The 20,795-nt window shown below is 70.7% G+C and carries 14 protein-coding genes; 4 read left to right on the forward strand and 10 right to left on the reverse strand.

Going from position 1 to position 20,795, the window contains the following annotated elements; translation table 11 throughout:
- Nucleotides 1-163: 163 nt before the first annotated feature.
- From Pflav_RS07930 to Pflav_RS07970, 9 genes are all read right to left on the reverse strand, one after another.
- Nucleotides 164-6,541, reverse strand: a complete 6,378-nt coding sequence (locus Pflav_RS07930; protein WP_232071071.1) for a polymorphic toxin-type HINT domain-containing protein — start codon at nt 6,539-6,541, stop codon at nt 164-166.
- Nucleotides 6,542-7,663: 1,122 nt separating this feature from the next.
- Entirely contained in the window at nt 7,664-8,425 is a 762-nt protein-coding gene (locus Pflav_RS07935; protein WP_173034936.1) for an HpcH/HpaI aldolase family protein, read from the reverse strand.
- A 105-nt stretch (nt 8,426-8,530) separates the two neighbouring features.
- Entirely contained in the window at nt 8,531-9,352 is an 822-nt protein-coding gene (locus Pflav_RS07940) for a carbohydrate ABC transporter permease (RefSeq protein ID WP_173034938.1), read from the reverse strand.
- Entirely contained in the window at nt 9,349-10,311 is a 963-nt protein-coding gene (locus Pflav_RS07945; protein WP_173034940.1) for a carbohydrate ABC transporter permease, read from the reverse strand. Before Pflav_RS07945 ends, Pflav_RS07940 begins: the two co-directional genes overlap by 4 nt.
- Before the next feature lie 10 nt (nt 10,312-10,321).
- Entirely contained in the window at nt 10,322-11,563 is a 1,242-nt protein-coding gene (locus Pflav_RS07950; RefSeq protein ID WP_173034942.1) for an ABC transporter substrate-binding protein, read from the reverse strand.
- A gap of 2 nt (nt 11,564-11,565) precedes the next feature.
- Nucleotides 11,566-12,339, reverse strand: a complete 774-nt coding sequence (locus Pflav_RS07955; RefSeq protein ID WP_173034944.1) for a sugar phosphate isomerase/epimerase family protein — start codon at nt 12,337-12,339, stop codon at nt 11,566-11,568.
- Nucleotides 12,336-13,340, reverse strand: a complete 1,005-nt coding sequence (locus tag Pflav_RS07960) for a Gfo/Idh/MocA family protein (RefSeq protein ID WP_173034946.1) — start codon at nt 13,338-13,340, stop codon at nt 12,336-12,338. The genes Pflav_RS07955 and Pflav_RS07960 overlap by 4 nt, the downstream gene beginning before the upstream one ends.
- Nucleotide 13,341: 1 nt before the next feature.
- Complete coding sequence (locus Pflav_RS07965; RefSeq protein WP_173034948.1) at nt 13,342-13,710, reverse strand: cupin domain-containing protein; 369 nt, start codon at nt 13,708-13,710, stop codon at nt 13,342-13,344.
- A 101-nt stretch (nt 13,711-13,811) separates the two neighbouring features.
- On the reverse strand, nt 13,812-15,212 hold the full coding sequence (locus tag Pflav_RS07970; protein ID WP_173034950.1) for an aminotransferase-like domain-containing protein: 1,401 nt from the start codon (nt 15,210-15,212) through the stop codon (nt 13,812-13,814).
- 103 nt (nt 15,213-15,315) lie between these two features.
- On the opposite strand from Pflav_RS07970, the gene Pflav_RS07975 reads away from it, so the two are divergent.
- On the forward strand, nt 15,316-16,533 hold the full coding sequence (locus tag Pflav_RS07975; protein ID WP_173034952.1) for a Tm-1-like ATP-binding domain-containing protein: 1,218 nt from the start codon (nt 15,316-15,318) through the stop codon (nt 16,531-16,533).
- Nucleotides 16,534-16,554: 21 nt separating this feature from the next.
- Nucleotides 16,555-17,385 (forward strand): phosphoenolpyruvate hydrolase family protein, encoded by an 831-nt coding sequence (locus Pflav_RS07980; protein WP_173034954.1) that lies wholly within the window; start codon nt 16,555-16,557, stop codon nt 17,383-17,385.
- Between the two features lie 12 nt (nt 17,386-17,397).
- On the opposite strand, the gene Pflav_RS07985 is transcribed toward Pflav_RS07980, so the two are convergent.
- Nucleotides 17,398-18,393, reverse strand: a complete 996-nt coding sequence (locus tag Pflav_RS07985) for an aldo/keto reductase (RefSeq protein ID WP_173034956.1) — start codon at nt 18,391-18,393, stop codon at nt 17,398-17,400.
- A gap of 143 nt (nt 18,394-18,536) precedes the next feature.
- Between Pflav_RS07985 and Pflav_RS07990 the strand changes: the two genes are divergently transcribed.
- On the forward strand, nt 18,537-19,787 hold the full coding sequence (locus Pflav_RS07990) for a four-carbon acid sugar kinase family protein (protein WP_173034958.1): 1,251 nt from the start codon (nt 18,537-18,539) through the stop codon (nt 19,785-19,787).
- Nucleotides 19,784-20,779 carry a 4-hydroxythreonine-4-phosphate dehydrogenase PdxA gene (gene pdxA, locus Pflav_RS07995; protein ID WP_173034960.1) on the forward strand — a complete coding sequence of 332 codons (996 nt, stop codon included), beginning with the start codon at nt 19,784-19,786 and terminating at the stop codon, nt 20,777-20,779. The genes Pflav_RS07990 and pdxA overlap by 4 nt, the downstream gene beginning before the upstream one ends.
- Nucleotides 20,780-20,795 lie beyond the last annotated feature (16 nt).

Raw genomic sequence — 20,795 nt, forward strand, 5'->3', positions numbered from 1 at the left:
CAGGATCTCCCTGAACTCGACCACGTCCTCGGGGATAGCTCGTCCAGGTAGGCGCCCATCACCTGCTGTAGCTCCACCGCGAAGTCTGGATCGACCTCCTGCTCGGTCGCATGGTCCAACATCTGAATGGCGGACACCATGGCCACGATTATCGGATCGACATTCACGGAGCAATCCTGACGGTGATGTTCGAGACTCCGGCATCGCTCAGCCACCGAAGCGCTCTCGCTCTGACGGCCTCGTCTGGCACCTCCCAGACGGCTTGGAGGCCATGGTACGCGGAGGTCCCCGCCTGACGCCTGGCCTCGTCCACCATCGAGTTCGAGGTGAATGGCAGGACGTTGTGCTTGCGGTCGATGATCTCGTCACCGAGGAGTCCGTCGAACTTCGCGGTCACGTCGCCGTTCAGTCCCGGCATCCTCAGTCGCGGCACCAGAGATTGTCTGGTCAACCGATCGCTGCGGGCGCCGGGCGCGCCTGACTCGTATTCGTAGGCTCGCTGTCGCGCGGCGTTCGCGTATGGGCCCGAACCTTCGCGGGCCCACTCGACGTGGTCCGCGGCGCGCGTGCTCGGCGTGCCGCACATGTTGGTGTTGTGGACGAGCACCGACTCGGCGCCGGCCAGCACGTAGTACGTGTGGATCGCGTCGACCGTGAGGTCGTACGTGATGTGGGAGCTGTCGAACGTCCGGACCGCACTGATCTGCACATACGTGCCGGCCGATGTCCGCAGGAGTTCGCCGGGCCGCAGGTCCCCGGCCGACACCCATCGGCCCCGGGTGACCGACCAGAACTTGTGGTGGTCGGTCGTCGTGATGGTGTGCTTCCCGTCGTCGCCCTCGACCGTGACGTCGACGTATTCCTTGTCGCTGTCCGTACGGATCGTGTGGGTGACCTGCCGTGCCTCGGTGCGACCGGTTTCGGGGTCGGTGGCGATGACCGTGTCGCCCGGTTCGACGTCCTCGATCGCTTTGGTCGCGCCACCGGCGAGCAGAACCCTGGTCCCGGCGACGAAGCTGTTCGTCTCGCAGTCGGGTTTCTTCTTCGTCAGGGCTTTCGCCTTGGCGGCCAGTGCCTTGGCCCGGGCCGCTGCCGCCGCTGCCGCACGGCGGGCCGCGGCTTCCGCCGCCGCCTTGGCCGCCGCTGCCTTCTCGGCCGCCTCACGCGCTGCCTTGGCCGCCGCTGCCTTCGCCGCCTCGGCGGCCTTCTCGGCCGAGCGCAGGATCGCGCGGGCCCAGTCGAGCTCCTTGAAGAAGGTGATGACGGCCTTGCCGGCCCGGAAGATGGCCTCGGCGATCTTCTTCGCCTTGAAGATCTTGCCCCAGGGCAGCGCGCCGATGATCATCATCGCGCAGGCGCCGAGGTCGCCCTTCAGGCAGTTGAGGATGTCGTTGATCCCCAGGATCTCCATGAGGATCTGGCCGCCGGCCTCCAGCACCACGTCGAGGACGCTCTTGCCCTGGACCTGGTTGGCCTTGGCGATGTCCTCGGGGCTGATCGCGGGTTCGCCGCCGGGCGCCGGCTCCGGCGTGGCGCCGGTCGGGTCGGTGTACGAGGTCGGGTTGTTGTCCGCGTACGTGTAGGGAGAGGTGGCCGCACCGCCGGTCGGCATCGGGTCGACCGAAGTGAAGCGTCCGGTGCCGGGGTTGTAGTTGCGGGCGCGGAGGTAGTAGTTGCCGTCGCCGGTCGTCGAGTCCTGGTAGGCGCCGGTGTACTGGAGCGGGTTTTCCGGCGCCGAAGTCGCAGCGGAGTCGCCGTCGCCGGTCAGGGTCGGCCCGGCGCGCGGGTTGCCGAACGGGTCGTAGTCGTAGCCGATCTCCGGCGTGCCGGCCGGCGTGAGCATGTTCGCGACGCCGCCGAGCCAGTCGTGGGTGTACGCGTGCGCGCCGGTCGCCGGGTCGAGGAGGGCGAGCGGCTCGTCGTCGGGCCCGTAGGTGAACCCACGCTTCTCGACCGTGTTGCCGGCGGAGTCGGTGACGGCGTCGACGGCGATCTGCGGGAGGGTGCCGGCGACGTCCCACGACCAGCGTTGCGTCGCCGACTCGGGCTTGCCGGGGTCGGTGGTGCCGGACAGCCGCAGCCCGTCGGCGCCGTACGCGAACGTGGCGACCCGGCCGTCGACAGTGGCCTTGGCCAGCGAGTTGTCGAGGTGGTACTCGAACTTGTCGGTGCCGGAGCGGGTCTGGTTGCCGTTGACGTCGTACGCGTATTCGGTGGTGGTGACGTGCCGCGGCTCGCGCAGCACCTCCTTGGTGAGCTGGTTCGCGTCGTCGTACTCGTAGGTGGTGGTGTCGTCGCCGGCGGTCCCGGTGCGTTTCTGGCTGGTCCGGTTGCCCATGAGGTCGTACCGGTAGTCGATCCGGCCGGCGGGGCGGCCGCGCTCGTCGCAGGTGGTGGCGGCATAGCAGGCTGAGGTGAGCCGGTCGACGGCGTCGTAGGTGTAGGCGACGGACTCGGAGACCCCGCCGCGGGTGGTGACGACGCGGGTGGGGTTGCCGACCTGGTCCAGCGTCAGGTCGAAGGACGAGACCGGATCCTGCGGCAATGCGACCGGGGTGACCGGGTCGGACGGTTGTGACGTCTGGCCAGCGCCGTCGTCGTCGTGGGCGGTGACCGTGAAGGTGTAGGGAGTGCCGGCGTCGAGGCCGTTGAACACGGCGCTGGTCGAGGTCGCGCCGACCGTCGTCGTCTTCCCGCCCGGGTTGGCGGTCACGGTGTATCCGGCGACGTCGCCGTCGCGGGGCGCTTTCCAGGAGACGACGGCGAGGCCGGCGCCGGGCCGGGCGGTGACGTCGGTGGGCGGGTCGGGCCGCTCGCCGAAGGAGAACAGGCCGCCGTCGGGCAGCTCGACGTCCGGCGCCGCCGGCGCCCGTTCGGTGCCGATCCGGGTGAGCCGGCCGGCGTCGTCGTACGCGCGCCGTTCGACCAGGCCGGTCGCGGCGGGCAGCCAGGTGGCCTCGCGCCGGCCGGCGACGTCGTAGTCGAAGCGCCAGGTCGACTCGGCGACGGTGAGCGTCTTCATCTGGCTGTCGGCGTCGTAGGTCGCGGTCGCCGAGGTCCCGTCGGGATACGACCGCGACGTGATGTTGCCCCGCGCGTCGTAGTCGTACGAGAAGATCTCCTCCAGGTCGGCCTCGGTGCGGGTGACCTTTTTGATCTGGTCCTCGTCGTCGTAGACGACGGAGCGGTGGCCGAGCGGGTCGACGTACGCGGTGGTGCGGTCCTTGGCGTCGTACTGCCAGGAGTAGCGCGGGCCTTCGCTGCCGAGGGTGCGGCTGTCGCGGCGGCCGACGATGTCGAACGTGTCGACGACGGTGCGCTTGGCGCGTTCGGTGGACGAGAGCCGCTCGTGCTTCCAGCGGGTCAGGCTCGAGGTCCGGTTGCCTTCGACGTCGTACTCGTACTCGTTGACCCGATCCAACGGGTCGGTGCGGGTGACCAGCCGCCCGCCGTCGTCGTAGCCGAACGTGGTCCGCTCCCCGGCCGGGTCCTGCACCGACTTGACGAGGCCGTCCTCGTAGTAGTCGTAGACGGTGCCGTCGCGGCCGTGCGGGGTGTCCGGCGTCCGGATGGTCCGGGGGAGGTTGTCGTCCCGGTACGTGTAGTGGGTGGTGCGGTTCTTCGCGTCGGTGACGGCGGTGGGCCGGTTGTTCGCGTCGTACCGGTAGCTGGTGACGTGGTCGAGCGGGTCGATGGTGCGGGACGGGTTTCCGGCGAGGTCGTACTCGTGGTGGGTGGTGTACCGCTCCCGGTCGGCGCCGGCGACGTTCCCGCGCGGCTCGGTGGTGCTGACCAGCATGCCGTCGTCGTCGTAGGCGAAGGTCGAGATGCCGCCGGTGGCCCGCTTGGTCTCGATCTTTTGGCCGGCCGCGTCGTACTTGTGCTCGACGACGCCCTGCTCGGGGTCGCGGATGTGGGTCTGCTGCCCGTTGTCGTCGTACTCCATCCCGGTCTTGCGGCCGAGGTTGTCGGTGACCTCGGTGACTTGGCCGAGGTTGTCCCGCTGGAAGCTCGACGTCTTGTTCAGCTCGTCGGTCTTCGCCGTGGTGCGGTCGAGGTCGTCGACGCGGATGTCGCGCTTGACGGTGACGCCGCCCGGGTAGGGGCGTTCCATCCGCAGCGGATTGTCGTTGGCGTCGTAGAAGTAGCTGGTGGTGAAGTCGGCGGGGTTGGCGCCGGGCACGTTGCCGCGCGGCGAGGTGACCTTGTGCAGCAGGCCCTTGGCGTTGTACGCGTACGTGGTGACCGCGTCCTGGCCGTCGAGCTCGAGCCGGGACGAGGCGCGGCGGCCGGCGTCGGTGTAGGTGTGGGCGACGGTGCTCCGACCGTCGTACGTGGACTTGAGCAGCCCGGTGTCGAAGTAGGCGTACTCGGTGCGGGCGCCGGTCGGGGTGGTCTGCGTGCGGGTCCGGCCGACGTCGTCGTAGCTGGTCCGCCACGGGTCGTCCTTGCCGGGCTCGTGGACGGCGACGGGGCGGTCCTGGGCGTCGAACTCGTAGCGGGTCGTGTAGTCACGCCGGTTGGCGCCGGGCATTGTGCCGCGCGGGTCGGTGACCGAGATCTGCCGGCCGACCTTGTCGTAGCCGAACTCGACCCGGCGTCCGCCCGGCGAGACGACCGCCTTCGCGAGGCCGCTGTTGGGGTCGCCGGCCGGGAAGGATTCGTACCGGGTCACCTTGCCGAGCTGATTGGTCCGGGAGACGAGGAGGCCCCGGTCGTCGTAGGCGTAGGCGACGATGTTGCCCTTGGGATCCTTGCTCTGGATCAGCTCGTCGAACTCGTTGTAGGTGTCCTGCCAGACCTTGCCGTTGGCGTCGGTGTGCGTGGTCGGGTTGTTGCGGGCGTCGTACTGGGTCTTCTCGTCGAACCCGCCGACCCCGCGGGGCGCCTGGCGCCGCTCGCGGTTGCCGCGCTCGTCGAACTCCGACGCGTGCTGGCTTTGCTTGCCGTCGACGACGAGGCCGCGGTTGAGGGCTCCGTCGTATCGGTGGTGCTCGGTGTCGCCGTTGCCACGCTGGCTGTGGACGAGGACGTTGCCGCGGTAGCCGTCGAAGACCTGCACGCCGTCGGCGTCGATCGTCAGCGCCTCCTGCTCGGCGGCGTCCCACCGGAAGACGGCCTGCTTGCCGTGCGCGTCGAGCTGCCGCACCACCCGGCCGGTCGCGTCGTACTCGGTGCGGACCGCGACGACCTTGTCGGGGTCGGTCACGGTGGCGAGCCGGCCGGTGGCGTCGTAGCCGTACTTCCAGACCTTGCCCCGGGCGTCGACGTACGAGGTCAGCAGTGTCCCGGTGTAGAAGTACTTCACCTCGCGGCGGTCGGGGAGGCCGATCCGGCGGATAAGGCCGCCCTCGAGGGTCACCTTGGCCACCCGCCCCGAGGCGTCAGTGATCGTGATGGCGTTATCGGCGTAGGCCAGCCGCACACCCATGCCGCGCGGGTTGGTGACCGAGGTGAGCCGGCCCTGGGCGTCGAACGCGAACGCGATGTTGTTCGGCGTGGTCAGCGTCCAGCCGTCGCCGGAGGCGCGCAGGTTCGACCGCACGCCCGGCGGCCGCCGGTAGGTGTCGCCGTCGAGCCGGTAGGTCGCCTCGGCGCCGTCCTCGGCCCGGACCACCGCGCCGCCGTCGACCGGGGTGACGCTCATGCCGTACGACCAGGCCCAGCCGCCGCCGAACGCGCCGGTGCCGTTCGCCGACGAGTAGGCCCGCGACGACGTGAACGGCACGCCGAACGACCCCATCGCGAGGTCCTGGCTGGTCTGGATGAACGCGCCGGTGCCGGTGTTCACACCGTTGCCGCGGATGGCCTGGCCGCCGCTGGTAAGGGCGAGCGCGTTGCCGCAGCCGCAGCCGGCCGCCTGTCCGGTCGGGATCGCGGGCGGGTCGATGGTCTCGCGCGGCCGCTCCTCGAACCGCTCGGAGACGACCTCGCGACCGTCGTCGAGCACAGCGGTGACGGTGACCTCGTAGGTCCGGCCGGCGTCGAGGACCCAGCCGTGCTCCGTGCCGAACAGGCGGCAGTAGGTGCGCTGGCCTGGGCAGGTGTAGCTGTCGAGGTCGGCGCGGGTGAGCGTGGTCGAGGCCTGCTCGGTCTGCGACTCCTTGTCGTAGGCGGTGACCCGCCACGTCGACCAGGGCGGCGCCGCGGCGTCGACGTCGAAGTAGAGGCCGAGCGAGGTGTCGCCGAGCAGGAACCCGGGCTGAAGCAGGATGTTGGTAAAGACCTGCTCGGCGTCGGCCGTGCGGGCGGCGGGCGCGGTGCGTCGGTCCCACTCGGCCCGGCTCAGCGCCTGCGGCGCCCCATCTGCGCGGACCTCCGGCGGCACGACGGGCGGGCGCTTGTCCGGCGGGAACGCCTCGTTCGGGCGTACGCCTTCGGGCATCGGCCGGTCGACCGGCCCTTGCGCGGCCGGCGGTGCGGGAATCGTGGCGGCTGCGGCCCGGGCGCCCTGAATGGGTGGTGTCAGGTTGGCGATCAGCGTCAACGCCAGGGCCGGCGCCAGAAAACGGGTACGACGAAGGACGGTACGACTGGACATGGTCGGCTCCCCCGTGGATAGACCTTGCTCGTGTGCCAGCGTCTCCACGAAAGAGCATAGATGTTGATCAATTGCTATGGGTTGTCGGCTTGGTGACAGAAGGTCACCAAAGATCGAAATCAGGATGCCCCGAGCGCGCCGCGCGCACGCGCCGCCGCTACCGGTGACCGATCGGCACGTCGCTCCCCGATGGCCCTCCCTGCGAGGTCCGATTCTCTTGAGACAGATATTTTCCCCGGTCCGCGTCAGCCGCAGACCGTATGCTCCCGCGGGCACCGCGCAGGTCGGCGGCTCGCTGGCGCTCGCCGAAATCCCCGACCTCCGCTGCCACGTCCGCGGTCCAAGCCCAACCCGGGACCGCCGTCGGACGAGGGGTAAAGAGGTGGGTGCGCAGGCGCATTCGCTCTGAGCGGCCGCACCGGCAATCAGCGGCGACCTTCGCCGCCAGGTCGGGCCCACTGCACTGGTCCTGGCGGCGACCGCGCAGACCCGTTCCTTGATCGGCGCGGTCGGGCTGGTGTGCGCGAGAGATCGTGGTATTTAACTGCCGCTCCAGCGGCACCTAAGTACCACGATCTGCCAGACGGCGGCCCGCCGTAGCGTCGATCAAGGCAACCGGACGCTATCCGGCAGATCGTGGTATTTAGCTGTGGTTATAGCGACAGCTAAATACCACGATCGCTGGCGTGCTCCGACCCCGACGTGCCGATCAACGATTCTGAAGCCCGCGGCATGCGGACAAACCAGCTAAAGCGCCCAACCCGAGGTGCTGTTGTGGCTAAGCCCGCGATCTAGTCGACTTCCTGTCGTCCTGACGGCAGAAAGTCGACTAGATCCAGAGTTTCCGTCGGGAGTGCGCAGACTCGGCGCCGGAAGTCATTCGGGGAAAGTTATGGTCGCTATGGCAGCAACAGATTTCCCCAAAGCCGGACCGGCGCTCAAGGACCCGACCCAACCCGGCGCTCCGCGCAGCCGCGCAGAACGTCCAAGTCATCGCCTTGATCAAACTAGGTCGAGTGGCATTGGGTCTGGACCACCGCGGACATCGCGGTAGGTCGATCTTCTTGATTTTGGATTGTTACCCGCGAAAGGCACCGAGGCCACCGCGACCGCGAAAGATCTCTAGGTGGTGGGCTTCGCGGCTGCGAGGTTGGTGCGGACGGCGGCGACCAGCAGAGGGGCGTCCGAGGCGATCGTGAGCATGTCGAAGCCGCGCTCCGCGTAGTGGGCCGCGGTCTCGCCGTTGGCGCATTGGATGCCGGCGGCGATGCCGTTGTCCTTGCAGGCCGCCAGGATGCCGTCGATGACGCGGACGAACTCGGGGTCCGGCGGGGTGTGGCCGGGCCGCAGGCCCATGGCGAGGGCGAGGTCGCTCGGTCCGACGTAGAGGCCGTGGATGCCGGGGGTGGCGGCGATCTCGCGGACGTTGCGGATGCCCTCGGCGGTCTCGATCATGATGAGGCAGGCCTGGTCGGCCAAGGCGTCGAGGTCGGTGGTGCCGAGCACCTCGCGGGCGCGCACCGGGCCGTACGAGCGGTTGCCGTGGGGTGGGAAGCGTAGTGCGCGGGCGGCGCGTTCGGCCTCGGCGGCGGTGTCGACCATGGGCACGATGACGCCGCGGGCGCCGGCGTCGGCGACGCGCATGATGCGGTCGGGCTCGTTCCAGCTGACCCGGGCGATGGGCGTCGCGCCGCCGGCGTCGATCGCCTGCATCATCGGGATCGCGGTGCTGTGGTCGATCAGACCGTGCTGATAGTCGACGCAGACGTAGTCGACGCCCTGGCGGGCGATGAGCTCCGCCGGCACCGAGCCGGGCATCGTGCTCCAGACGCCGTAGGTCTTGCGGCCGGCCTGCCAGGCCGCGATCAGCGGGTTGCCGCTCACACATCCTCCACTATGGACAAAGACCGCTTACTCCTTGACGGCGCCGGCGGCGAGGCCGCCGACGACGAGCCGTCGCGGGCCGACGAACAGATGGACAAGAGTCGCTCACTCCTTGACGGCGCCGGCGGCGAGGCCGCCGACGACAAGGCGTTGCAGGCCGACGAACAGGATGACGATGGGCAGTGCCACGATCGTGGAGGCTGCCATCAGCGGGGCCCATTCGGTGCCGTACTGGCCGATGAACTGGTTGAGGATCACGGTGACCGGCTGCACCCGCTCGTCGGTCGTCAGCGTCAGCCCCATCGCGAACTCGCCCCAGGTCATCACGAACGCGAAGACCGCGACCGTCAGCAGGCCGGGGCGCACGATGGGCAGCACGATCCGCCAGAACGCGCCGAGCCGGCCGCAGCCGTCTGTGGCCGCCGCCTCTTCCAGCTCGGCCGGCACCCGTAGAAAGAACGGGCGTAGCAGGATCACCGCGAACGGCAGCGTGATGATCGTGTTGGCGATGATGAGCGAGAGTTGGGTGTTGACAAGGCCGGTGCGGCTGAAGATGAGGTAGAGCGGCACGGCCAGGTTGATCGTCGGCACGAGCTGGGAGACAAGGAACGGCAGCATCATCAGGCCGGTCCAGCGCAGCTTGAGCCGGGCCATGCCGTAGCCGGCGGGGGCGGCCAGCAGCAGCGTCATGATGACTGTGCCGACCGCGATGATGGCGCTGTTGCCGAGGGCGCGCAGCATGACCGGGTTATCGAGCACGGCGCTGTGGTAGGCGTCGAAGCGCGGCGGCCACGGCACCCACTTCGGCGGCGAGCTGAAGATGTCGGTGCGGTCCTTCAGCGAGGTCGCGACCATCCAGTAGACCGGGAAGAGGTACGCGGCGGTGATGACCGCGCCTACAGCGGTGAGTCCCCAACGCTTTCTCATGCCGCGTCCTCCCGCCGGCGGTTCCACAGGTACACGATGGACAGCAGCAGCGGGATGACCAGCAGGATGTTGGCGGCGGCCGCGCCCTGGCCAAACTGGAAGTAGTCGAAGCTGAGGTTGTAGACCGAGACCGGCAGCACGGTGGTCGCGCCGGCCGGGCCGCCGCCGGTCATCACGTAGATGATGTCGAACGACTTGAACGTCTGGACGAAGCCGAGCAGCAGGGCGGTGAACATGATGGGCCGCATCAGCGGCACGGTGATGCTGGTGAACTGCCGCCACGCGCTGGCCCCGTCGATCCGGGCCGCCTCGTAGACCGAGCCGGGCAGGCTCTGTAGTCCGGCGTGGAGCAGCAGCATGTGGAACGGGATGCCGACCCAGACGTCGGCGACGATGACGGCACCGAGAGCGGTGTTCGGGTCGGTGAGCCAGTCGTGCTGGAGGCCGCCCAGCCCCACGGTCTCCAGCAGCGAGTTGACCACGCCGAAGCTGCCGCTGAACATCCACCGCCACAGGCTCGCGTTGACCACGGCGGGGAGCATCCAGCCGAGCAGCAGCAGGGCCCGGAAGAGCCGGACGAACGGGAACTCGCGGTTGAAGAACAGGGCGAGCGCGAACCCGATCACGTGCTGGAAGGCGAGCGAGCAGATGGTGAAGGTGAGCGTGATGACCAGCGTCCGTACGAAGGTGGGCGACGACAGCACCGCACGGTAGTTGTCGAGGCCGACGAACGGCGCCGTGCCGCTGAGGAAGTTGACCGCGTTGGCGCCCCGGAAGCTCAGGTAGAAGGTGTACAGGATCGGGTAGACCATGAACACCAGCAGGTAGATGAGCGCGGGTGCCGGGAATGCGTACCGCCCCATGGCGGAGCGGGCCTTCGCCCACCGGCGCCGGGGCGACCCGCTTCGTCGCGGGTCGCCCGTACGCGGCCGGGGTGCGGCCAGGGTTGGTGCTGTCATCGGCTCTCAATCACTTCGGTAGCAGTGGCTTCACGGCGGTCGCGGCGGTGCTCAACGCCTTGTCCACCGGCGCCGTGCCGCTCAACGCGGACTGGATCGCGGTGGTGACAGCCGTGGCGATCTCGGGGTACTTGGTGCCGTAGGCGCGCGGCCGGGCTACCTTGAGCTGCTCGACGAAGACCTGCGAGACCTCGTCCGCCCAGGCGGCGTCGCCGGCGATGTCGGAGCGGCTGGGCAGGCCACCGGTCGCCTTCAGGTACTCGACGAGGTTTTCCGGCTTCTGCGTCCATTCGAGGAGCTTCCAGGCGCCGTCGACGTTGCCGCCCTTGATGATCATGTAGTTCTCGCCGCCGAGGCAGCTGGCCGCCGCGACGTCCTTGGGCAGCTGGGCGACGCCCCACTTGAGGTCGGGCGCGTCCTTCTTGAGCGTCGGCACCATGAACGGACCGTTGATCATCATGGCCGCGCGCTGCTGGCCGAACTCGGTGCCGATGTCCGGCTGCGACCAGTTGAGCGCCTCGCGGGAGACGGAGCCGTCCTTCATCAGGTCGGTCCAGAACTGGAGTGCCTTGTTGGCCGCCGGGCCGCCCAGGTCGGTCAGGTCACCGCCGGCCTGCCACAGCGTGGGCAGCCACTGGTACACGGCGGACTGGTTGTTGGGCGCCGAGTACGCCATCCCGTAGCGGGGCGACTTGGTGAGCGCCTTGGCCGCCGCGCGCAGGCTCGCCCAGTCGGTCGGCACCTCCAGCTTCGCCTGCTCCAGCGCCTCGGTGTTGTACCAGAGGGCCAGGCAGTTGACCTGCTGCGGCAGGCCGTAGTTGCGCCCGTTCCAGGTGGCCGACTGCACCGCGGCCTGGACGTACAGGTCGGTCTGGCGCCATGTCTTCAGCCGGTCGGTGATGTCCTCGGCGATGCCCAGCTCGGCGAACTGCTGGTGGTCCGGGTTGTTGACGACCACGATGTCCGGCAGGCTGCCCTGGCCGGCGGACTGAAGCAGGATCCGCTTGGTGTCGTCGTACGGGATGGAGCGGCGCTCGACCTTGATGTCCGGGTTTTCGGCCATGAACTTCTTGAGCATGTTGTCGACCGGTGCCTGGTCGGTGGTGTAGTCCCACCACCGCACGACCTTGGGGTCGGCGCTGGTGGCGGACTCGCCCCCGCCACACGCGGCGGCGAAAGCGGCAGTCCCGGCGAGTGCGGCGCCGCCGCCGACCGCCCGCAGCAGCGATCTGCGGGATATGTTCCTGTTCATCACTATCCTCGACCTTCGGTGGTGGGTTGCGGAGAGACCGCGGCGCGCAGCCAGGCGGCGGAGACCTCGATGGCCGGCACAAGGTCGGCCTTGCTCTCCTCGTCGGCGCAGAGCCAGCCGGTGTAGCCGGTGCGGCGGATCGCCTCGAGGATCGGCGCGAAGTCGAGGGTGCCCTCGCCGAGCAGCCGCCAGCGTTCCCCGTCGAAGTCCTTGATGTGGTAGTTGTCGATGACGCTGCCGAAGTCGGCGATCAGCCGGGGGATGTCGGTGATGCCGCACTTGAGCAGGTGTCCGGTGTCGACGGTCAGCCCGACGGCCCCGTCGACCACGGCGTCGAAGAAGACGTCGAAGTCGGGCCGGTGCATGACCGGCTGGTCGTAGTGGTGGTGCAGCGAAATGGCCACGCCCTGGTCCGCGGCCTCCTTGCCGACCCGGGACAGGATCCGCGCGGACTCGGCGATGTCGGCGTCGGTGACGTTCTCGCGGCTGCGCTTGTTGCAGTACACGATCCGCTCGGAGCGCACCGCCGCGGCGAACCGCACCAGCGCGCGCAGCCGCTCGACGCCGGCCTCGTCCAGGCTGTCGTTCGAGATGAGGGCGGAGGTGAGGCCGGTGTCGTCGCCGAACTCCGCGACGAAGGCGGCCGGCCGCTCCAGGTACTCCTCGTATTGCCGCGCCTTGAGCTGGAGGCCCTCGTGGCCGGCGGCGCGGAACCGGGCGAAGAGCTCCCGCCGGTCTTCGTCGTTGTACGTGGGCTTGGACAGCGCGATCCTCATGGCGCGACCGCCTCCTTGGGCTGGTGTGGCTCGACCGGCCGGCCGGCACCGGCGGACCGGTACGCGGCGTCCAGCAGGGCGATGGTGTGCAGGTTGTCCCGTCCGCTGTTGGGCGCCTCGCGCCCCAGCGCGGCCGCGTCGAGCAGGTCGCGCAGGCTCTGGTACGCGGCGGCGGGCTTGTCGCCCGCGTACGGGTGGGGGAGCGCGGTCTCGCCCTCCGCGGTGGTGAGGGTGGCACCGGCGTACCCGAGGGCCAGCGTGCCCCGCTCGCCGATCACCACGGTCTCGGTGAGCTTGACCCGGCTGGAGAAGCTCTGGACGTACGAAACCGTGGTGGCGCCGAACGCGATCTGGACGTGGGCGTCGGTGTCACCGACCGCGTCGAGCGCCGGCGACGAGAGCACGCGCCCGGTGACGGTGTCCGCCTCCCGCCCGAGCATGTGGCGGAAGCCGTCGAGCCAGTGCACGCCCATCACCGACAGCGCGTGGCGGGTGGCCTCGTTGCGCCAGCCCTCCTCCTGCCGGTACGCCAGGTCGAGGTGCGCGACGCCGAGCACGTTGCCGAGCCCACCGCCGGCGATCATGTCGCGGGCGGCACCGAAGGGGTAGAAGTGGCGAAAGTTCTGGTTGACCGCCAGCCGCACGCCGGCCGCCTCGGCGATGTCCACCAGGGCGGCAGCCGGCTCGTACTCGTCGGCCAGCGGCTTCTCCACGAGGATGTCCCGGCCCGCTTCGGCGAGCGCGCGGACGGCCTCGGTGCGTACGTGGGTGGGGGTGCAGACGATCGCGGTGTGCCAGCCGGCGACGTCGAGCAGCTCGTCCAGCGACGCGACCACCCGCTCCACCCCGTACGTCGCGCGGGCCCACTCGCGCCGCTCGGCGACCGGGTCACAGGCGGCGACCACGCGTACCCCGTCCGGGTGGGCGGCTGCCCCCTTGAAGTGCATGGCGGACACCCGGCCGCAGCCGACGATGGCGATTCCGTCCGGCTGGCGGGCCATCTCAGTGAAGTCCTTCGCCGACCGCCTGCCGGTCGGCCGAGGAGAAGCAGATGAGGAAGATCGCCTCGTCGGTGCCGATGTTGCGGGCGTTGTGCAGGACACCGGTCGGGATGGAGATGGTGTCACCCGCGCCCATTTCGATGTACTCGTCGCCGAGCCGGTGCGAGATCGTGCCCTGTAGGACGTGCAGGACCTCGTCACAGTTCGGGTGGTGGTGCGGCGGGTTCTGCTCGCCGGGGCTGATGAAGCACTTGCCGACGGTGAGCTCCGTCGAGTTGCCGATCTTCCCGGAGACGATCCACTCGAGATGGCCCCACGGGTGCTCCTCGACCTGGTGCCCCTCGGGCCTGACTACTGCTGGGTGGGTCATCGGATTCCGTCCTGTTCGTTACCAGCTCGGGACACACATGTTTCGCCGCGCGCGGCCCGGCGGGCGAGGGCCATTGAATTGCCAGTGGCTCTCAGCGCGCTTCAGCACCAGACGCGGGCGAGGCGGCGTACCCCGGCGAGGACTTCCTCCAGCGGTCTGGCGAAGCCGATCCGCAGGTGGTCGTCGAGCCCGTCCACGCAGCTGAACGTGGGGCCGGGCAGCAGCCGTACACCGGCTCGCTCGGCCCGCTGCGCGAACGACTGCGCACTGTCCCCGGGGAGCCGGATCCACACCGACGCGCCACCGGCCGGCACCTGGACCTCCCAGTCGGGCAGCAGCTCGGAAAGCGCGGTGAGCAGCGTGTTCCGGGCCGGTTTGAGCCAGGCGGCGCGGGCGGCGCGGGCCTCCTCGATGCGGGGCAGCAGCCCGGCGACGACGCTCTGGGCGAGCAGCGACGTGCCCAGGTCCTCGCCGCCCTTGAGCGAGGCGAGCGTCTGCACGGTGTCCGGGTCGGCGCGGAGCCAACCGACCCGCAGACCGCCCCAGAACGCCTTGCTCGCCGAGCCGATCGTGATGACCGGCGAGCCGTACGCCGCCATCGGCACCGGCTGCGCCCGGTCGACGAGCGTGTCGGCGGGCGAGATGTCGTCGATGACCGGCACCCCGTACGTCTCGGCGAGCGTGGCGATCGCCTTGCGCGCGTCGTCCTCCAGCACCGAGCCGGTCGGATTGTGCACAGTGGACTGAAGGATGACGAGCGCCGGGCGGTGCGCCTGTAGCGCCCGGTTCAGCGCCGGCACGTCCACGCCGTCGGAGCCGCTCGGCACCGGGATCAGGTGGGCGCCGGCGCCGCGCAGCACCTCGATCGCCCCGCGGAACGAGGGCTCCTCGATGAGCACCGTCGCGCCCGGGTCCAGGATCGAGGCGACCGCCAGCCGCAACGCCTGCTGCGCGCCGGAGGTGATGAGGATCTGCTCCTCGGTCGTGGGCAGGCCGAGCCGGGAGTACATGGCCGCGACCTCGGCGCGGAGCGCGTCCAGGCCCGCGGGCAGGTACCCGTGGCTGTCCAGCAGCGGCCGGATGCCGTCGCCGCGGATCCGGTCCGCCTCCTCGGCGACCATGTCCAGACCCGGCACGGCGGCGCTCTGGAGGTCGATCGCGGTGTCCGCCGGGTACGGCCCGCTCAGGAACGAGTGCAGCCGGTCGTCGCCGCGGGCCAGGGCGAAGCGGCGGGCAGCGGAGACGTACGTGCCGTCGCCGCGCCGGCTGGTGAAGACCGCTTCCCCGCGCAGCGTGTCGAACGCCGCGCTGACCGTGTTCCGCCCGACGTAGAGCGCGGCGGCGAGCGCCCGTTCGGACGGCAGGCGGGCACCCGCGGGCAGCGCGCCCGAGCGGATCAGGTTTCGCAGGGTGCCGGCGAGCCGCACGGGCAGCGCGCCCTCCCCGACGCCCCACCCCTCTAGGAGGCGGACCAGGTGGTTTGTTCCGATCCAGGCAGCCATTGCGCTCCGATTGGCCCTCGTGATTCGAATACTGGTAGCGGGATCATGAGTGCCCGGTGAGGTCCACCGCCCACGGTGGCCGAGCACGTGAAGGAGTCCGCCAGTGCGCACAGCCGTCCTTGTCGGCACCCTGGACACCAAGGGCACCGAGTACGCCTTCGTGCGTGACCGGTTGCTCAAAGCTGGTATGTCGGTCATCACCGTCGACACCGGAGTGCTCGGCACTCCCGCGTTCACCCCAGACGTGCCACGGGAGGTGGTGGCCGCCGCGAGTGGCGCCGACCTCGCCGAGCTGGTGCGGGCCGCGGACCGAGGGGCCGCGGTCGGCGCGATGGCACGCGGCGCCGCCGAGGTGGTCCGCCGCCTGCACGCTGAGGGACGGCTGGACGGCGCCCTGGCGCTCGGCGGCACCGGCGGCACGTCGCTTGCCGCCGAGGCGTTCCGTGGCCTGCCGCTCGGCGTGCCGAAGCTGATCGTCTCCACCGCGGCGTCCGGCAACACCGCGATGTACATCGGCGAGACCGACCTGATCCTCATGCCGAGCGTGGTCGACATCGCCGGGCTCAACCGCATCTCCATGCGGATCCTCGCCAACGCGGCGGGAGCCCTCGCCGGCATGCTCGGCGCCGAGGCCGTGCCCGACTCGGACGGCCGCCCGCTGGTGGCCGCGAGCATGTTCGGCGTCACCACGCCCTGCGTCACCCGGGCCAAAGAGGAGCTTGAGCGGCGCGGGTACGAGGTGCTGGTGTTTCACATGACCGGCGCGGGTGGGCGCACCCTGGAGTCGCTCGCCGCACAGGGCTTCCTCGCCGGCGTGCTGGACGTGACCACCACCGAGCTGGCCGACAACCTCGTCGGCGGCATCTTCGACGCGGGCGACGAGCGGCTTACCGCCGCCGGCGCGCGGGGCGTCCCGCAGGTGGTCTCGGTCGGCGCGCTCGACATGGTCAACTTCGGGCCGATGGACACCGTGCCGGAGCGGTTCGCCGGCCGCAACCTGTACGTGCACAACGCCACCACGACGCTCATGCGCACCACGCCGGACGAGTGCGCCGAGCTTGGCGCGCGGCTGGCCGCGAAGGTCAACGCCGCCACCGGACCGACCGCCGTCTTCCTCCCGCTGCGCGGGGTGTCGGCGATCGACGCGGAGGGCAAGCCCTTCCACGACCCCGAGGCCGACCGGCGGCTCTTCGCCGCCATCCGGGACGGCCTCACCAACCCCGCGGTCGAGCTGGTCGAGCTCGACCTCGCCGTGAACGACCCGCCGTTCGCCGACGCGATGGTGCAGAAGCTGCACTCCCTCGTGCCGGCCGCGGCCTAGAGAAACCTGAGAGAAGGCGGCATGCCACGCGTTCCCCGTTCCGACATCCTCGACCGGCTTCAGGAGAAGGTGCGCCAACGCCAGCCGGTCATCGGCGCCGGTGCCGGCACCGGCCTGTCCGCCAAGTGCGAGGAGGCCGGCGGCGTCGACCTCATCGTCATCTACAACTCCGGCCGCTACCGGATGGCGGGCCGCGGCTCGCTCGCCGGCCTGCTCGCCAACGGCAACGCCAACGACCTCGTCGTGGAGATGGCCGCCGAGGTGCTGCCGGTGGTCCGCCACACGCCGGTGCTGGCCGGCGTCAACGGCACCGACCCCTTCTACACCCCGCGGGTCTTCCTCGCCGAGCTTGCCCGGCTGGGCTTCTCCGGCGTGCAGAACTTCCCCACGATCGGCCTGATCGACGGGACGTTCCGGATCAACCTCGAGGAGACCGGCACCCGCTACGCCCAGGAGGTGGAGATGATCGCGACAGCGCACGAGCTGGACCTCTTCACCAGCCCGTACGTCTTCTCCGCCGACGACGCCAGGGCGATGACCGAAGCGGGCGCCGACGTGATCGTCTGCCATTTCGGCGTGACCACCGGCGGGGCGATCGGCGCGGACACCGCCCGGAGCATCGACGAGTGCGCGGCGCTCGCCACCGAGTGGGCGGCCGCCGCCCGCGCGGTCCGCGAGGACGTCATCGTGCTGGCGCACGGCGGCCCGCTCGCCGAGCCCGAGGACGTCGCCCAGCTGCTCCGCCAGACCAAGGGCGTGCACGGCTTCTACGGCGCGTCCTCCATGGAGCGGCTTCCGGTCGAGCGGGCGATCGTCGCGCAGACCCGCGCGTTCGGCGCCATCACGCTCTAACGCCATCGGGGCTCACCGGTTGTAGCTGGGCACCGGACCGCGCAGGTCCTGCCACACCCGGTCGCAGGCTTGCGAAAGCTCGTCCGGCAGCGGGCCACCGGCCGCGGCGGCGAGGTTGGCGCGTAGGTGCTCGGTGCGCGACGAGCCGAGGATCACGCCACCCACGCCGTCGCGGCCGACCAGCCAGCGCATGGCCAGCTCGACCAGGCTCAGCCCGTGCGCGCTGGCCGCGGCGGCGAGCTCCTCGACGGCGGCGAAGAGCCGCGGCGACCAGTACCGATCGCGGTACATGCCGCCCATCGCCGAGCCGGTGCCGAAGCGACCGTCCTCGGCCGGGCGGGCGAAGTCGTGCTTGCCGGTGAGCAGCCCGCCCGCGAGCGGGTTGTACACCACGTTGGTGAGCCCGTACGCCCGGGAAAACTCCAGGTACTCCTCCTCGATCCGGCGGGAGACGAGGTTGTAGAGCGGCTGGCTGACCGTGGGCGCGGGTAGCCCGCCCGCCGCCGCGACCCGGTGCAGGTCGGCGATCTGCCAGGCGGCGTAGTTGGAGACGCCGAGCTCGCCGACCTTGCCCTCGGCGACGAGTGCGGCGACCGCGGACAGGGTCTGCTCCACCGGCGTCGCGCGGTCCGGCTGGTGCAGGTAGAGCAGGTCGATCCGGTCGGTCCCGAGCCGCCGCAGGCTCGCCTCGACGCAGGCGCGCACGGCGGCGGCGGACAGCGGCGCGGCACCGGCGGGCGTGTCCCGGCTGGGCATGCCGACCTTCGTCGCGAGGGTGAACCGTCCAGGGTGCGCGGCGAGCAGCCGGCCGACGATCTCCTCGCTGGCACCGTCCGCGTACACGTTCGCGGTGTCGACCATCGTGAGGCCCGCGTCGGCGGCCAGCGCGATCATTTCGGCCGCCGTGCTCTGATCGACTTGCGCACCGAAGGTCATCGTGCCGAGCACGAGCTGAGCCGGCCTGCGCGCGGAATCATCGGCATTGAGCTGGGCGGATGCGGCGGTCATGGCGGTCGTCTCCTTCTGCTCGGTCCGACCCAACCCTCCTCTCTCTACGTGTTTCGCGCAAGTAACGATTGGACCTTGCGCGTTTCGCGCAACGCCGCCTAGGGTTCGCCCTACACGGGAGGACCGATCGGCCGGGGGTGGATATGCCAGCACGCCAGCTACTGGTGATCGCCGACGACCTCACCGGCGGCGCCGACGCCGGCGTCCGGTTCGCCCGGGCCGGGATGCCCACGCGCCTGCTCATCGATTCCAGGTCCGCGGACCTGGACGGCGACCTGGCGGGCGCGCTCGTCGTCGACACGGACAGCCGGCAGCTGCCGCCGGACGCCGCACGCCGGCTGGTCCGGGACACCGCACGGCGGGTCAGCGCGGGGCACGTGGTCAAGAAGGTCGACTCGCTGCTGCGCGGCCCGCTCGCGGCCGAGCTGCTTGGGCTGCTGGACGCCCTGCCCGGCACGCTGATCGTCCTGGCGCCGGCCCTGCCCGCCGCCAGTCGCACCACAGTGGACGGTGTGCAGCACGTGGACGGCACACCCCTGCACCGCACCGCCGCCTGGGCCGCCGAGCCCCGGCCGCCCGCGCCGGACATCGCCACCCAGCTCGCCCCGCTCAGGGTCACCCAGATCGGCCTCCACTGTGTACGCGGCGGGCGGCTCACCGCGGCGATCGACGCCGCGACGACCCCGATCGTGCTCTGCGACGCGACCACCGACGCCGACCTCGCCGCGATCGTGTACGCCGGTCTCGCGTCCCGGCGCCCGATCTGCTGGGCCGGGAGCGCGGGCCTCACCAGCGCCCTGGCCGCCGCGCTAGCCCCAGCCGAGCCGTCCGGGGCGGCCGACGCCCTCGCCGAGCTGATCGGCACCTACCGGGACGCGGTGGACCGGCCGTACCTCGCGGTCGTCGGCAGCGCGACCCCGGTGGCGCTCGCCCAGGCCGAGGAGTTGGCCGCGCGCGGCGCCCAGCTGCTCTCGATACCGGCGGAGGATCTCGTCGCCGGCCACGGCGACCTGGCCGCACGGATAAGCCGCACCGCGGCGGTCGCGGACACCGTCGTCCGCGTCGACGGCGGTGTGGACCCGGCCGCGACCGGACGGGTCGCCGCCGCACTCGCCGCGGTGACCGCGCCCGCCGCCACCCGTGCCCGCCTGCTCCTGCTCACCGGCGGCAGTACCGCCCGCGGCGTGCTCACCGGCGCCGACGTGGCGAGCCTGTGGCTGCTCGCCGAGCCGGAGCCGGGCGTAGTCGTCTCCGCCGACCCGGCGACCGGGCGGCTCGTCGTCACCAAGGCCGGGTCGTTCGGCGACCCGCACACCCTCGGCCGGGCGGTCGCCGCCCTCCGTCGAACCCCCTCACCCGTACCCCGGGACACTCTGAAGGAGCCAACCCCATGACCCTTCCGATCATCGCCGTAACCATGGGCGACGGCGCCGGCATCGGCCCCGAGGTGATCGTCAAGGCGCTGCGTACGCCGGTGGTGCGCGAACTCTGCCGCCCGCTGGTCATCGGCGACGCGGCCCGGCTCAAGGCCGCCGCCGACCTCTGCGGCGTCAGCGCGGACGTGCGTACCGTGGCGGGACCGGCCCAGGCGGCGTACGAGGCCGGCGCGATCGACGTGGTCGACCTCGGCGTGCTCCCCGCCGACCTGCCGTTCGGGCAGCTCTCCGCGGCAGCGGGCGAAGGGGCGTACCAGTACGTGCGGCGGGCGGTCGAGCTGGCGATGGCCGGGGAGGTGCAGGCGATCTGCACCGCGCCGCTCAACAAGGAGGCGCTGCACGCGGCCGGGCACAAGTACCCCGGGCACACCGAGCTGCTCGCCGAACTGTCCGGTGTGGACGAGGTGTCGATGATGCTGACCACCGAGAAGGTCCGGGTCATCCACGTCACCACCCACGTCGGGCTCCTCGACGCGGTACGCCGGATCGACGGGCCGCTGGTGTACCGCACGATCCGCCGCGGCTACCAGACCCTGCTGGACGCCGGCATCACCGCGCCGGTCATCGCCGTCTGCGGCATCAACCCGCACGCCGGCGAGAACGGCCTTTTCGGGTACGGCGAGGAGGAGGAGAAGGTCGTACCCGGAATCGAGCTGGCGCGCGCGGAGGGCATCGACGCGCAGGGGCCACTCCCGGCGGACACCGTGTTCTTCCGCGCCGGGCGCGGTGACTTCGATCTCGTGGTGGCGATGTACCACGACCAGGGGCACGGGCCGGTCAAGATTCTGGGGCTCGAAGCCGGCGTTAACATCACGGTCGGCCTGCCGGTCATCCGCACCTCTGTGGACCATGGCACCGCGTTCGACATCGCGGGTACGGGCAGGGCCGACGAGGGCAGCATGATCGAGGCGTTGCGCCAGGCGAGCGCGCTGGCCCGCCGGTCGCGCTGACGGCCCGGCGGCCACA

Origin of the sequence: Phytohabitans flavus (assembly GCF_011764545.1) — a bacterium.
GTDB classification, from domain to species: domain Bacteria; phylum Actinomycetota; class Actinomycetes; order Mycobacteriales; family Micromonosporaceae; genus Phytohabitans; species Phytohabitans flavus.